Here is a 13,145-nt window from a genome sequence, read left to right on the forward strand (position 1 = left end):
GGTTCCGATCCTTAATTATTGAAAGCGGCGACGGGCATTAGCTTCACGTGCCGCACGTGCCGTTTCCACCGACACCACGCGGCGTCCGACCGGCCACAGGGCAATGCCGGCGATCTTGAAATTCGCAATGCCTACCGGAATACCAATAATCGTCAGACATTGTGCAATACCTGACACAATGTGCATCAGGCAGAGCCACCAGCCGAACAGCACGAACCACAAAATGTTCAGCAGCGTACCGCCGGTGTTCAGGATGACGCTGGACTCTCCCGGCGACAGTTCATCCACATGTACCGCCTCATTTCCGTAAGGCAGCAGGGAAAGCTTAGTAATTTCCCAGCAGGAGCGCGTCAGCGGCAGCGTAATAATAAGCACAATACTGACCAGCGTTGCCAGCAGCCAGGCGATAGTGGTGAAAAAACCACCCAGCACAAAATTTAAAATATTCAGTACAGTACGCATAAATCCTCAGGGAAAAGCCGTTAACGAAAAGACCCATCAATAGTAACGATTTTTTGGGCTGGAGCACACATTCTCTGGCGGTTACACTGGCGCATCACGACATGAGTTGAGAACGGCACGTCATGGAACTGAAAGCAACTTCTTTAGGAAAACGGCTGGCGCAGCACCCCTATGACCGGGTGGCGATTTTACACGCTGGTGTCAAAGTGTCTGGCGATCGCCACGAATATCTCATTCCATTCAATCAGTTACTCAGCATCGAATGCAAGCGCGGCCTCGTGTGGGGCGAGCTGGAGTTTGTGCTGGTGGACAGTAAAGTCGTGCGTCTGCACGGAACGGAATGGGCGCAAACCCAGCTGTTCTGGCAACATCTGCATAGCCGCTGGGAGCAGTGGGGCAAAGAGATGAGCGAGGTGGCGGCGGGCGTATTGCAGGCGCAACTGGAGGCGATTAACGGCCATGTTGACCAGGGCAAATGGTTAACCCGCCAGCAGACCGAAGGGTTACAGCAGCAAATCCGTAGCGCGTTTGACGCGCTGCCGCTGCCTGTCGCCAGGCTGGCGTCTTTTGACAATTGCCGTGAGCTGTGGCGTCAGTGCCAGGCGTGGCTGGCGGATGTGGAAGGCCGCCGGGCGCAGCATAACCAGGCGTGGACCGATGCCATGCTAAAAAAATATGCTGATTTCTTTGCCGGCATCGAAAGCTCGCCGTTAAACCCGGCGCAGGCGCGGGCGGTGGTGAACGGTGAATCATCCCTGCTGGTGCTGGCAGGCGCCGGTAGCGGCAAAACCTCCGTGCTGGTGGCGCGCGCAGGCTGGCTTATGGCCCGCGGCGAAGCGGCGGCCGATCAGATCCTGCTGCTGGCCTTTGGTCGCAAAGCAGCGCAGGAGATGGATGAGCGCATTCGTGAACGACTACATACCGACGAGATCACCGCGCGTACCTTTCATGCTCTGGCACTGCATATCATTCAGCAGGGCAGTAAAAAAGTGCCGCTTATCAGCCGACTTGAAAACGATACCGATGCACGGCAGAAACTGTTTATTGAGGCCTGGCAGCAGCAGTGCAGCGAGAAAAAAGCCCAGGCCAAAGGCTGGAGGCTATGGCTGGAAGAGGAGCTTAACTGGACGGTTCCTGAAGGCAATTTCTGGGACGATGAAAAATTGCAGCGTCGGCTGGCGGGCCGTCTCGATCGCTGGGTCAGCCTGATGCGTATGCACGGCGGAGCGCAGGCGGAGATGATTGCCAGCGCGCCGGAAGACATTCGCGATCGGTTTTCGAAGCGCGTAAAGCTGATGGCTCCGCTGTTAAAAGCCTGGAAAACGGCGCTGAAAGCAGAAAACGCCGTCGATTTTTCAGGGCTTATTCATCAGGCCATTAACGTGCTGGAAAAAGGGCGCTTTATCAGTCCGTGGAAACATATTCTGGTGGATGAATTCCAGGATATTTCCCCGCAGCGCGCGGCACTGCTCGCCGCGCTGCGCCGCCAGAACTCCCAAACCTCGCTGTTTGCCGTGGGCGATGACTGGCAGGCGATTTACCGCTTTAGCGGCGCGCAGCTCGAACTCACCACCGCGTTTCATGATTATTTTGGCGAAGGCGATTGCTGCGCGCTTGATACGACTTACCGCTTTAACCAGCGTATCGGCGAGATCGCTAACCGTTTTATCCAGCAAAACCCGGCGCAGATGTCCAAACCGCTGAACAGTCTGACCGCGGGGGAAAAGAATGCGGTTTCGCTGCTCTCTGACGATCAACTGGATGCGCTGCTGGATAAGCTCAGCGGTTTTGCGCTGCCGGATGACCGCATCCTGATCCTGGCGCGCTACCATCATCTGAAGCCCGCCGCGCTGCAAAAAGCGGCAACACGCTGGCCTGAACTGAACCTCGATTTTATGACCGTTCATGCCAGTAAAGGCCAGCAGGCGGACTATGTCATTGTGCTGGGGTTACAGGACGGTCAGGAGGGCTTCCCCGCGCCGGAGCGGGAATCGGTGATGGAGCAGGCCTTGCTGCCGCAGCCAGAAGATTTTCCGGACGCCGAAGAGCGCCGTTTGCTTTACGTGGCGATGACGCGGGCACGTAAACGCGTCTGGCTGCTGTTTAATAAAGCGCAGCCGTCACGATTTGTTGAGGTATTAAAGCGGCTGGACGTACCTGTGCAGCGTAAGCCCTGAAATTATTCAGGCGGTCAGAACCGCCTAATGCCATTACTTCAGGCGCTCTGCCAGGTAGCGCGGATAGTCAGGGATCATAATGTCCACGCTATCGCTGAAAGTGGGGGACTGGATAATAAAATCGGCAGTGGAGATATTGGTGGCCACTGGAATGTTCCATACGGTGGCGAGGCGCAGCAGCGCTTTGACATCCGGATCGTGCGGCACGGCGTTCAGCGGATCCCAGAAAAAGATCAGTACATCAATTTTACCTTCCGAAATCATCGCCCCGACCTGCTGATCGCCGCCCATCGGGCCGCTCAGCATGGCATTCACCTCAAGCCCCGTGGCACGGGAAAGCAGATTACCGGTGGTGCCGGTGGCATAGAGTTCATGCTGTTCCAGGATCGGCAGGTGGCGTTCCACCCAGTTCAGCAACATCTTTTTGCAATGATCGTGGGCGACAAGGGCAATATGCTTGCGCGCGGGGAGAGTGCGAGTGGTCAGTTCCATAATCATATTCCGTGAATGAATTTCGTTACAGATTACTGGAAGCGTTTGATGCTGCAATAGAAAGGCGCAAAAAAAACCGCTGGCGGAATACCTTTGTGAGGAGAACCACGATCAGGACGGCGGCTGCTGTTTTGCCCATTGCAGAAAGCGGTCGCGGGTTTGCGGATCCGCCTGTTCAAACCAGAATTTCAGGCGCTGCTCGGTGAGGGTTTGCGATTGCGGGGGGATAGTATCCAGCTCAGACAGACCGGACAGCAAAGCGCTGTCATCAGCCATGGCAGGCGCAAAGAGCGGCAACGAGGCTGTTTTCCCCGCTTTGTTATAGCGCACGGTTTCGCGCTCATAGTTAATCACTTTCCCCTTATCCCGCAGCGGCAAAATATCGAGCAGCAGCGGTATCGGCGCGGCTTCACCATCCAGCAGGACGATGGCTGGCGCGCTGTCGAATTTCTCCGCGGCTTTCCAGCTATCCAGTGAGGGCAGAGAGAAGTTCACCAGCTTTACCGAACGCGTGTTGAAACTCACGACCAGCGGCGGAGAAATGTAGAGCCGCATTTCATGATTTGCCCCACGGATGGTTTTTTCAACGCGAAATACCAGCTGGTGCGGGCCGTTATCGAGCTCAATGCTGTCCGCGCCGCGCAGCAACAGACTGGACACTTTCTTGCCGTCCAGTACCAGCAAATCAATATCGGTGGAAAGGCGTAAGGTGGTGGCGACGACGGTAACCGGCAGCAGGCAAAAGATCATTGTCATCGTCAGGCCGGTTCTCATGGGTGTCTCCTGCACTGTCGGGTGAGTCGCGGGAATCTATAAAGTTTTCAGCACGCTTTTGTTTACTACCATATAGAGAGGCGCAGCTTTTTTCTCTCATGCAGAGGTATGGGATAAATGGTGGCCTGCAGAGCTTTGGCGTACACTGGATCGACTGGCCCGGAGGATAAAATGAAAGAAACCGATATTGCTGGCATTCTGAAATCGACCCATACCATTGCGCTGGTTGGCGCGAGCGATAAGCCCGATCGCCCCAGCTACCGGGTGATGAAATACCTGCTCGACCAGGGCTATCATGTGATCCCGGTATCGCCGAAGGTGGCCGGTAAAACGCTGCTGGGACAGCAGGGATACGGCTCGCTGGCGGAGGTGCCGGAAAAAATCGACATGGTGGATGTGTTCCGCAATTCAGAGGCGGCATGGGGGGTGGCGCAGGACGCTATCGCCGTTGGCGCAAAAACCCTGTGGCTGCAGCTGGGCGTGATCAACGAACAGGCGGCGGTGCTGGCCGGTGAGGCAGGGCTGAACGTGGTCATGGATCGCTGCCCGGCGATTGAAATTCCCCGTCTGGGGCTGGCGCGTTAATTAAAAACCCCGCACAGGCGGGGTTTTTTCAGTTGCGCAGGCGCGGTGCCTGAAGCTGTTTACGAATGGTCTGCGCCAGTTCGTCCATTGAGGGCTGTTCAGGATGCTCATCCTGGATCTCACTGGTAAGTTGCGCTTCCGCCAGATAGGTATGCACCGGCTGACCGTTGTCGTCTTCCATCACCACGTGATACCAGGGCGCATCGCGCAAATCTTCATCGACCGCCAGCTCATCCACAGACGGCTTATCAAGTGAATACTCAGGATCAATGTCCACCACCACACCTAAATAGCCTAACAGTGTGTGGCGCACTTGCTGGCCGATACCATATTTGCTGGCAATCATACTCACCTCCGGGGAACCGTTACTGACACCAAATATGTGGGCAACGATCCAGAAATCAAGTTACATGACGCGGCAGGCAAACCCCTTCAGATACAGTCCTTCCGGGTAAGGGGCGATCACCGGGTGATCGGCAGCCTGTCGGAACTGTTCTATAAATTGTACATCACGACCCGCATCTATTGCGGCATCGGCGATGATTTTCTGAAATAAATCGGTGGTCATCAGGCCAGAGCAGGAGAAGGTTAACAGCACGCCGCCAGGATTGAGCAGCTGGATCGCCAGCATATTAATGTCTTTATAGCCGCGGCATGCGCCCATCAGCTGGCTTTTGTTTTCGACAAATTTCGGCGGATCCATCACGATCACGTCGAATTTCTCCCCCTGATCGCGGTATTTGCGCAGCAGTTTGAATACGTCGTCGCGAACAAATTCCGCTTTGCTGAGATCGAGTTTGTTAAGCTCAACGTTCTGACGGGCCACATCCAGCGCTTCCTGCGATGTATCAACACTGACCACCTGTGCACAGCCGCCCATCAGCGCAGAAACGGCAAAGCCGCCGGTGTAGGAGAAGCAGTTGAGCACGCGTTTACCCTCAACATAGCGGCGGGTTGCCAGACGGCTGTCGCGCTGATCGAGGTAGTAACCGGTTTTATGACCGGTCTGAATATCCACCAGCAGCTTCATGCCATTCTCTTCGATTGGCAGTAGCGCAGGCGGCAGATCGCCGACAACCAGACCCTGCGTCAGCTCCATACCCTCTTTTTTACGCACTGCCACGTCGCTGCGATCGTAAATGGAACAGGACGGATAGCAGGCCTGAAGAGCTGCGATCAGCGCCGGGCGTTGATATTCCGCGCCTGCGCTCAGCAATTGCAGGACAAGAAAATCGCCGAAGCGATCGATGGTGATGCCCGGCAGGCCATCAGATTCACCGGCGATCAGACGGTAACTGTCCAGACCATCACGCGTCGCCAGCCAGTCGCGCCACTGCTGCGCCTGCTTCAGACGGCGGGTGAAAAATTCAATATCAATGCTTTCATCTTTATCGAAGGTCCACACACGGGCGCGGATCTGCGATGCCGGTGAGTACGCGCCACGGGCCAACCATTTTCCCTGATGATCGACAATATCAATGGTTTCACCGAGGCTGGCTTTGCCTTCCATGCGCGCAACCGCACCGGAGAAGACCCAGGGATGACGGCGCAGTAACGATTTCTCGCGCCCTTTGGTTAACACTAAACGTACACTCATAATTGGCTTATTTGTCATATTGAAGAAAATGGCCGCCATTTTCCCGAGTTCAGCCGTGAATTGCAATGTACCGACAGATAAACCGGCCGCCCATCTCATATGCCAGGAATGACACGACCTGTCAGCCCGCCTTTATAGAATGCCTTCCAATCGCCAATGCATTCATAATCCTGGATAAAATATGACCACTTCAGCGTATCGCTACTCGTTTATCGCCGAACCGTTCACCAGCCTGGCAGGAAAATTACTGGGCGTGGAATTACAAACCCGCCTTGAAAAAGAGGGACAGCAGGTGCTGCATCCTGAGTTGATCATCGCGGGCTGGGATACGCAGTCAAAACGCCAGTATTTGTATGAACAGCTTGGGCAGGTGGCAAAGCAGAGCGCGTGGATCCGGGATCGCAATGTGCTGGTATCGCTGCCGCTCTATGATGCAGAGTGTGCGGTGTTGTTGAGCTATGACGCCGTACTGTGTGGACTGTTATCCACACTGCCGTTTGTCCGGCTGACGCTGGCGGAAAATATCAGCGACGTGCGTGACGAATTACAGGGCATCCGCAACGCTATGTGGCTGGGAGAAGTGGGCGGCGGCGAAGCAAACGTTCTCGGGCTGATGAGCCAGCAATTTGAAGCGCTGATCCTTAACAGCCATTTTTTTAAGGACGAAGTGATAAAGCCAACCTTCCCGGTATTAATCAAAAATCTTCGGCGCTACTGTGACAAAGTCGTGGTGCGCGGCGTGACCGATCGTCGTTATCTGACGGTATTACTGGAAGCAGAGATCTGGGGCGTGCAGGGATCCTTTTATCGTCCGGTGCCGCTGGGGAAACTGAACTGGTTACTGTGAAGACGGCGGCGGGGCGCTAAACTTACCCGTTACCATCATGTTGAAAGGAGCAAAAAATGGAAAACCAGACCTCTCAGGGCGTAAAATGCTGGGTGCACGGCAGTGTTCAGGGCGTGGGATTTCGTTACAGCACGCAGCATGAGGCGCAGCGGCTGGGACTCACCGGCTATGCGCGTAATCTTGATGACGGCAGTGTGGAAGTGGTGGCCTGTGGTGATGCCGGACAGGTTGAGGCGCTGGTGGCCTGGCTCAAGGCTGGCGGGCCGCGCAGTGCGCGGGTTGAGAAGGTGTTAACCGAACCTCATCAACCCACCACAGCCTATACCCGCTTTGATATTCGCTATTAAATGCATTTTACCGGTTTAGGCAAACCAGCAATTTTGGTGGCCTGTTTTGCCGGGCCTTTGGGGAAAAGGCGATACAGATAGCGGCTATTGCCTTTCTCCTCGCCAAATTTGTTCGCCATGGCTTTCACCAGCATGCGGATCGCCGGTGAGGTATTAAATTCCAGGTAAAATTCGCGAACAAAACGCACCACTTCCCAGTGTTCCGGCGTCAGCGCGATCCCTTCTTTTTCGGCAATCCGTTCAGCCAGCGCCTCGCTCCACACGGTGGTGTCTTTCAGATAGCCTTCGCTATCGGTTTCAATCTCACGGCCTTCATAAGTCAACATAGTGCATCGCAAAGTCAGTCAAAAACGGGGTCAGTTTAGCAAATAAAAAAGCCCCGCATAAGCAGGGCTTCGGTATCAGGCCGCGAGTTAGTCTTTGCTGGAGAAACCAAGAATACTCAGCAGGCTGACGAAGATATTGTACAGCGAGACGTACAGGCTCACGGTGGCGCGAAGATAATTGGTTTCACCGCCATGAATGATATTGCTGGTTTCATACAGGATGGCGCCGGTTGAAATCAGAATAAACACCGCACTGATCGCCAGGTGCAGGGCAGGCAGTTGCAGGAAGATGTTCGCCACCATACCAATCAGCACCACCACGATACCCGCCATCAGCATACCGCCCAGGAAGGACATATCCTTACGGGTGGTCAACACATAGGCCGAGCAGCAGAAGAAGGTCAGTGCCGTACCGCCGAGCGCCAGCCCGATCAGATCGCCCATGCCTGCCGACAGATAAGCATTAAGCATTGGCCCCAGGATATAACCCAGGAAACCGGTGAACGCAAAGGCTGCCAGGATGCCGGACGGCTTATTCGCCAGCCTGTAGGTCAGGAACATCAGCCCGTACATGCCGACAATGGTCAGCAGGAATCCCGGCGCCGGCAGGGCGAGCATTGTGCTGAGCGTGGCGGTTAATGCGGAAAACGCCAGCGTCAGGCTCAACATAAAATAGGTATTACGCAACACCTTGTGCGTGCTGAGTAGCGAGGTACGCTCGCGCGAAGAACTTACTATACGATCCATGCGTCACTCTCTTATGACAGATGTAATTAGTTGTGAAGAATAGAAAAAACCAGGCGGCAGGAGATAGCGGTTTTACCCATCTTTACTCTGACAATAATCCCATGACGATAGCATTAAATTCTTTATAAAAAGCGTCTGGCAGCAGGAGTGCGTTTTCCGGGAAAATAATCAGATCAAGCTCTTATAGGTCACTGAAAAATATTGCCTTATTTTGCACCCGTCGCTAAGAGTATTAGTCAGAGTGTCATCTTATACAGGGATAAGGCGAAAACAATGAAATCAGGTAATACGCATATTTTCAGAATGACTCTGCTCGCTGGCGCGGTTTTATGCGCCAGCGCCGTAACCTTTGCCGCTCAGGTGCCGCCAGGTACTGAACTTGCCGCAACGCAGGCGCTGGTCAGAAACAATGGCAGCGAGCCCGCCTCACTCGATCCGCATAAAGTGGAAAGCAATGTCGAATTCAATATTATCAGCGATTTATTCGAGGGGCTGGTGGCGGTAAAGGCTGATGGCACTATTGAGCCGCGTCTGGCGGAGAAATGGGAAAATAAAGACAGCACGGTGTGGACCTTCCATTTACGTCCGGGCATTACCTGGTCTGACGGGACGGCAATCACTGCGCAGGATGTGGTCTGGAGCTGGCAGCGGCTGATTGATCCCGCGACAGGCTCTCCGTATGCCAGTTACCCCGGCAATATGCATATTCTGAACGCTGCGGACATTGCACAGGGTAAAAAACCTGCCTCGTCATTAGGCGTGAAAGCGCTGGACGATGCCACGCTGGAAGTGACCCTGACGCAGCCGACAGCCGCCTTTCTGGCTATGCTCGCGCACCCCTCGCTGGTGCCCGTAGATAAAGTGCTGATCGGTCGCTACGGCGATAAATGGACTAAGCCTGAACATTTTGTTGCCAGCGGCGCCTATAAGCTCAGCGAATGGGTGGTTAACGAAAAAATCGTCGCCGTGCGTAATGCGCGCTACTGGGATGATCAGCACACGGTGATTAATACTGTCACCTATCTGCCCATCAATGCGGAAACGGCGGATGTAAACCGCTACAAAGCCGGTGAAATTGATATCACCAATACCATTCCGGTGAATCAGTTCGCCCAGCTGAAAAAGACGCTTGGCGATCAGGTACACATTTCCCCGCAGCTGGCGACTTATTACTATCAGTTCAACACCACCAAACCGCCGTTTAACGATCCGCGGGTGCGCCGGGCGCTGAACATGGGACTGGATAAAGACATCATCGCGACTAAGGTGATGGGGCAGGGGCAGCGCCCGGCGTGGGTCATCAGCCAGCCTGAAATTGGCGGGGTGAGCCTGCATAATCCGGATTACGCCGCCTGGCCTGAAGAGAAGCGGCTGGCGGAAGCCAGACGGCTGCTTAATGATGCAGGATTTAATGACGCCCATCCGCTGTCGTTTAATCTGCTCTATAACACCATGGAAACCCATCAGCGCATCGCCATCGCCGTCAGCTCAATGTGGAAAAAGAATCTGGGCGTGGAAGCAAAACTGCAAAATCAGGAATGGAAAACCATGCTTGATACCATGCATACCGGCAATTTCGACGCGGTACGTTATGCATGGATTGCTGATTATGATGACGCCTCAACATTCCTGAATACTTTCCGCACCGGCGACAGCGAAAACACGACCCAGTACAGTAATCCGGCTTTTGATACGGCAATGCAAAACGCGGCAAAGGCGGCCAACGTTGAAGAGCGCGGAAAATATTATCAACAGGCTGAAGATTTGCTGGCGCAGGACGTGCCCGCGGTACCGGTTTATCACTATGTGAGGACGCATCTGGTGAAACCCTGGGTTGGTGGCTTTGCACCCGATCGCCTCGGCTACTTTTTGACGAAAGATCTTTTTATCAAAAAACACTGAGTTTTATGCTGAATAAATGGTCATTTTGTTGTTATTTCAGTCGATTAAACAGGATTTGATGGTTTTTCAGCCAAACGATAAAAATGGTGCTTTACATGGCGCACCGGGATGTTTATAGTGCGCCTCATTCCGGAAGTGTGGCCGAGCGGTTGAAGGCACCGGTCTTGAAAACCGGCGACCCGAAAGGGTTCCAGAGTTCGAATCTCTGCGCTTCCGCCAGATTAAACAAGGGGTTACCATTTGGTAACCCCTTTTTTTTTCTGGTCTCAGAACTTTTCTCTCCCCGTACCTTTCAGTGTATCCTCCTTGCTTATGCTCCTGTCCAGGCCAGAAAAGCCAGGCTGCGCCTGATACCCGGCCACTCATGTACTTACCAGCGGGACGCCATTTTTATTCGCGATAATAGGGAGTATTAATGGGGAAAGTATTGGTAATACTCAAAAGCTGGCACTGGACGAGCTTGCGATGTTCCTCATAATGGAAGTAAAAGGCCTCTCTTGCCTGGTCATAAATCATCTTATCCAGATTCGCAAACTCCACTATTAACAGCGAGCCTTTGCGTAAATGGCCGCCCCCCGTTTCAAAGTTATTCTCACCCCATGCCTCCTGCGTATGTTCATAGCGATGCAGGATGACTTCTATTTGCCCGCGCAGAGGGCAACGTAATCTGATAACAGAATTTTCCAGGGAAAAAGCAAAGGAAGGGGAGGTTAAAATCCACAGGAAAGCGAAGGTTAGAAAAAATCTCATTATTTGAATGCCCTGACTATTTTTCGCTTTTATGGCATTAAAATAAAACCCCGTCCTTGAGCACAATCATATCGTGAGTTTGAGTGATGGCGATATATACAGCTGGTGAATGATTAGGACCAGAATGCTATATGCTGCGTTAAGGCGGGAAGAGGATGCGGATAAACCAGGCGGAAAAGAGACATCTGTTGCAGTACTGGCCGGTAAACGCCCGATGCGCCAACCGGCCAGTTAAATAGAGGGTAAATCAGTCAGCGACCAGCCACATATCGGCTTCTTCGAACATCTCTTCCAGCATTCTGTTCAGTTTTTCACGATCGCTTTTACTGGCATCACTATTGAGTGAATTCGCCTGCATCGGTTTAACGCGCACATCGGCATCGGGAAAAATACGATGAACACGATGTGTCAGTTCGTTCAGTATGATTTCACGAGCGCCAGGCAGCCCGGCGACGTTACGCTTATCATAAACTAACTCTACAAACACACTTCCTCCGGAAACTGGTTATTTATACAGTTCTCATCATACGAGGGTTGTTCGCAGAGGTAAAGAGAAAGTCAGGTCATTTGCCGTACCTGCAGGGAAGCGCATCAGTCAGCGGCGAAAAAAACCTCATAAATGAATAACGGTAGCGTAAGCAGCGCGCCAGCCAGAGTAATGAACGCTACGCCGATCAACAGAATGCTCATCGGATACCTCGCCGTGCAGGGATACCTGATATTAAAAAATATAGCGGCTATGTGACAATAAATTGAAGGTATACATAACTTTACCCATGGTCAGGGGTAATAAATGCAGGCAAAGCCAAACTTTGCGGCATCGCTTCAGGAAAAGCGTCATAAATCTGTCACACTTATTTTCCAACGCAAAAGAGGATGGTGGTATGAAAAAAACAATTCTGGCGGCGACGCTTGCCGCGCTGACCCTGACTATATTGCCTGCGCAGGCGCAGGACGCCCCGCAGGGTTATCAGTTGCAGCAAGTGCTGATCATGAGTCGGCACAATCTTCGCGCTCCGCTGGCAAACAATGGCAGCGTGCTGGAACAATCCACACCAAACAAATGGCCGGAGTGGGACGTGCCCGGCGGACAGCTCACCACCAAAGGCGGCGTGCTGGAAGTTTATATGGGGCACTACATGCGTGAATGGCTGGCGGAGCAAAAACTGGTGACGTCCGGCGAGTGTCCGGCGCCAGAGAGCGTATATGCCTACGCGAACAGCCTGCAACGTACCGTCGCCACGGCACAATTTTTTATCACCGGCGCGTTTCCCGGCTGCGACATCCCGGTACATCATCAGGAAAAAATGGGCACCATGGATCCCGTGTTCAATCCGGTGATCACGGATGCCTCTGCGGCTTTTGACCAGCAGGCAGTGCAGGCGATGGAAACGAAGCGTAAAGAGTTCCAGCTCGGGGAGAGCTATCAGCTGCTGGAAAAAATCACTCATTATCAGGATTCTCCAGCCTGTAAAGAAAAACAGCAGTGCTCGCTTGCCGAAGCAAAAGATGCTTTCAGCGCAAAATATGAGAAGGAGCCAGGCGTCTCCGGGCCGCTGAAAGTGGGTAACTCGCTGGTGGATGCCTTTACGTTGCAGTACTACGAAGGTTTCCCGATGGATCAGGTAGCCTGGGGCGAAATCAAAACCGATCAGCAGTGGCGGGTACTATCGAAACTGAAGAATGGCTATCAGGATTCGCTGTTTACGTCGCCGGAAGTGGCGCGTAACGTCGCGGCGCCGCTGGTGAAATATATCGAAAAGGCACTGGTGGATGGGGCAGGCGGGCCGGCAAAAGTCACCCTCATGGTCGGGCATGATTCAAACATTGCTTCGCTGCTGACGGCGCTGGATTTCAAACCCTACCAGTTACACGATCAGTATGAGCGCACGCCCATTGGCGGAAAAATTGTCTTCCAGCGCTGGCACGATACCGCGGGCAACCGCGATCTGATGAAGATTGAATACGTCTATCAAAGTGCAAAACAGATCCGTAATGCCGATGTGCTGACTCTCGCCGCACCGGCGCAGCGGGTCACGCTGGCATTAAATGGATGCCCGGTAGATGCGGAGGGTTTCTGTGATATCCAGAAATTCAATGCGGTGCTGAAAGCGGTAACTAAATAAGATGGGAGCTCCC

Annotated in this window: 15 protein-coding genes and 1 tRNA gene; 7 read left to right on the plus strand and 9 right to left on the minus strand. The window is 53.4% G+C overall.

Features of this window, described 5'->3' with window-relative positions; genetic code table 11:
* Positions 1-15: 15 nt before the first annotated feature.
* The gene (locus tag ACQUTD_RS08080) at positions 16-462 is read right to left on the minus strand and encodes a YccF domain-containing protein (RefSeq protein ID WP_473274952.1); all 447 of its coding nucleotides are present in this window, start codon (positions 460-462) and stop codon (positions 16-18) included.
* A gap of 122 nt (positions 463-584) precedes the next feature.
* On the opposite strand from ACQUTD_RS08080, the gene helD reads away from it, so the two are divergent.
* Positions 585-2,639 carry a DNA helicase IV gene (gene helD / locus ACQUTD_RS08085; RefSeq protein WP_473274950.1) on the plus strand — a complete coding sequence of 685 codons (2,055 nt, stop codon included), beginning with the start codon at positions 585-587 and terminating at the stop codon, positions 2,637-2,639.
* 33 nt (positions 2,640-2,672) lie between these two features.
* Here helD and mgsA read toward each other — a convergent pair whose 3' ends face one another.
* The gene (gene mgsA, locus ACQUTD_RS08090) at positions 2,673-3,131 is read right to left on the minus strand and encodes a methylglyoxal synthase (protein WP_473274948.1); all 459 of its coding nucleotides are present in this window, start codon (positions 3,129-3,131) and stop codon (positions 2,673-2,675) included.
* Between the two features lie 111 nt (positions 3,132-3,242).
* Positions 3,243-3,905 carry a curli synthesis inhibitor gene (gene csgI, locus ACQUTD_RS08095; protein ID WP_473274946.1) on the minus strand — a complete coding sequence of 221 codons (663 nt, stop codon included), beginning with the start codon at positions 3,903-3,905 and terminating at the stop codon, positions 3,243-3,245.
* 171 nt (positions 3,906-4,076) lie between these two features.
* Between csgI and ACQUTD_RS08100 the strand changes: the two genes are divergently transcribed.
* Entirely contained in the window at positions 4,077-4,490 is a 414-nt protein-coding gene (locus ACQUTD_RS08100) for a CoA-binding protein (protein ID WP_072568075.1), read from the plus strand.
* A gap of 28 nt (positions 4,491-4,518) precedes the next feature.
* Here the strand turns inward: ACQUTD_RS08100 and hspQ are convergent, their stop codons facing one another.
* Together hspQ and rlmI are read right to left on the minus strand one after the other, a co-directional pair.
* The gene (gene hspQ / locus ACQUTD_RS08105; RefSeq protein WP_318364399.1) at positions 4,519-4,836 is read right to left on the minus strand and encodes a heat shock protein HspQ; all 318 of its coding nucleotides are present in this window, start codon (positions 4,834-4,836) and stop codon (positions 4,519-4,521) included.
* Positions 4,837-4,896: 60 nt separating this feature from the next.
* Entirely contained in the window at positions 4,897-6,087 is a 1,191-nt protein-coding gene (gene rlmI, locus ACQUTD_RS08110) for a 23S rRNA (cytosine(1962)-C(5))-methyltransferase RlmI (RefSeq protein WP_072569431.1), read from the minus strand.
* 181 nt (positions 6,088-6,268) lie between these two features.
* Here rlmI and ACQUTD_RS08115 point away from each other — a divergent pair, with 181 nt between their 5' ends.
* Positions 6,269-6,934 (plus strand): EAL domain-containing protein, encoded by a 666-nt coding sequence (locus ACQUTD_RS08115; protein ID WP_473274945.1) that lies wholly within the window; start codon positions 6,269-6,271, stop codon positions 6,932-6,934.
* A 56-nt stretch (positions 6,935-6,990) separates the two neighbouring features.
* Positions 6,991-7,281: an acylphosphatase gene (gene yccX, locus ACQUTD_RS08120; RefSeq protein ID WP_072568078.1), complete on the plus strand. Its 291-nt coding sequence runs from the start codon at positions 6,991-6,993 to the stop codon at positions 7,279-7,281.
* Here yccX and tusE read toward each other — a convergent pair.
* Together tusE and yccA are read right to left on the minus strand one after the other, a co-directional pair.
* A complete protein-coding gene (gene tusE / locus ACQUTD_RS08125; protein WP_072568079.1) occupies positions 7,278-7,607 on the minus strand; it encodes a sulfurtransferase TusE in 330 nt (109 codons plus the stop codon). The two genes, yccX and tusE, sit on opposite strands and share 4 nt — an antisense overlap.
* Before the next feature lie 87 nt (positions 7,608-7,694).
* Positions 7,695-8,354: an FtsH protease modulator YccA gene (gene yccA / locus ACQUTD_RS08130; RefSeq protein ID WP_473274944.1), complete on the minus strand. Its 660-nt coding sequence runs from the start codon at positions 8,352-8,354 to the stop codon at positions 7,695-7,697.
* Between the two features lie 273 nt (positions 8,355-8,627).
* Between yccA and ACQUTD_RS08135 the strand changes: the two genes are divergently transcribed.
* Together ACQUTD_RS08135 and ACQUTD_RS08140 are read left to right on the plus strand one after the other, a co-directional pair.
* Positions 8,628-10,256, plus strand: coding sequence for an ABC transporter substrate-binding protein (locus ACQUTD_RS08135; RefSeq protein ID WP_473274943.1), 1,629 nt, complete (start codon positions 8,628-8,630; stop codon positions 10,254-10,256).
* A 131-nt stretch (positions 10,257-10,387) separates the two neighbouring features.
* Positions 10,388-10,475: transfer RNA gene (locus ACQUTD_RS08140), tRNA-Ser, on the plus strand.
* A 171-nt stretch (positions 10,476-10,646) separates the two neighbouring features.
* Here the strand turns inward: ACQUTD_RS08140 and ACQUTD_RS08145 are convergent.
* Both ACQUTD_RS08145 and ACQUTD_RS08150 read right to left on the minus strand, forming a co-directional pair.
* Positions 10,647-11,009: a hypothetical protein gene (locus ACQUTD_RS08145; RefSeq protein WP_415877741.1), complete on the minus strand. Its 363-nt coding sequence runs from the start codon at positions 11,007-11,009 to the stop codon at positions 10,647-10,649.
* Positions 11,010-11,253: 244 nt separating this feature from the next.
* Complete coding sequence (locus ACQUTD_RS08150) at positions 11,254-11,493, minus strand: DinI family protein (RefSeq protein ID WP_072568083.1); 240 nt, start codon at positions 11,491-11,493, stop codon at positions 11,254-11,256.
* Between the two features lie 397 nt (positions 11,494-11,890).
* Here ACQUTD_RS08150 and agp point away from each other — a divergent pair, with 397 nt between their 5' ends.
* Positions 11,891-13,132 carry a bifunctional glucose-1-phosphatase/inositol phosphatase gene (gene agp / locus ACQUTD_RS08155; protein WP_473274942.1) on the plus strand — a complete coding sequence of 414 codons (1,242 nt, stop codon included), beginning with the start codon at positions 11,891-11,893 and terminating at the stop codon, positions 13,130-13,132.
* The last annotated feature ends 13 nt before the right edge of the window (positions 13,133-13,145 follow it).

The sequence above is a fragment of the Enterobacter sp. K510 genome (genome assembly GCF_055804875.1).

Bases quoted from the DNA above. Each gene is read 5' to 3' on its own strand.
- ACQUTD_RS08080 (WP_473274952.1), bottom strand. From the start codon at position 462: ATGCGTACTGTACTGAATATTTTAAATTTTGTGCTGGGTGGTTTTTTC.
- helD (WP_473274950.1), top strand. From the start codon at position 585: ATGGAACTGAAAGCAACTTCTTTAGGAAAACGGCTGGCGCAGCACCCC.
- mgsA (WP_473274948.1), bottom strand. From the start codon at position 3,131: ATGGAACTGACCACTCGCACTCTCCCCGCGCGCAAGCATATTGCCCTT.
- csgI (WP_473274946.1), bottom strand. From the start codon at position 3,905: ATGAGAACCGGCCTGACGATGACAATGATCTTTTGCCTGCTGCCGGTT.
- ACQUTD_RS08100 (WP_072568075.1), top strand. From the start codon at position 4,077: ATGAAAGAAACCGATATTGCTGGCATTCTGAAATCGACCCATACCATT.
- hspQ (WP_318364399.1), bottom strand. From the start codon at position 4,836: ATGATTGCCAGCAAATATGGTATCGGCCAGCAAGTGCGCCACACACTG.
- rlmI (WP_072569431.1), bottom strand. From the start codon at position 6,087: ATGAGTGTACGTTTAGTGTTAACCAAAGGGCGCGAGAAATCGTTACTG.
- ACQUTD_RS08115 (WP_473274945.1), top strand. From the start codon at position 6,269: ATGACCACTTCAGCGTATCGCTACTCGTTTATCGCCGAACCGTTCACC.
- yccX (WP_072568078.1), top strand. From the start codon at position 6,991: ATGGAAAACCAGACCTCTCAGGGCGTAAAATGCTGGGTGCACGGCAGT.
- tusE (WP_072568079.1), bottom strand. From the start codon at position 7,607: ATGTTGACTTATGAAGGCCGTGAGATTGAAACCGATAGCGAAGGCTAT.
- yccA (WP_473274944.1), bottom strand. From the start codon at position 8,354: ATGGATCGTATAGTAAGTTCTTCGCGCGAGCGTACCTCGCTACTCAGC.
- ACQUTD_RS08135 (WP_473274943.1), top strand. From the start codon at position 8,628: ATGAAATCAGGTAATACGCATATTTTCAGAATGACTCTGCTCGCTGGC.
- agp (WP_473274942.1), top strand. From the start codon at position 11,891: ATGAAAAAAACAATTCTGGCGGCGACGCTTGCCGCGCTGACCCTGACT.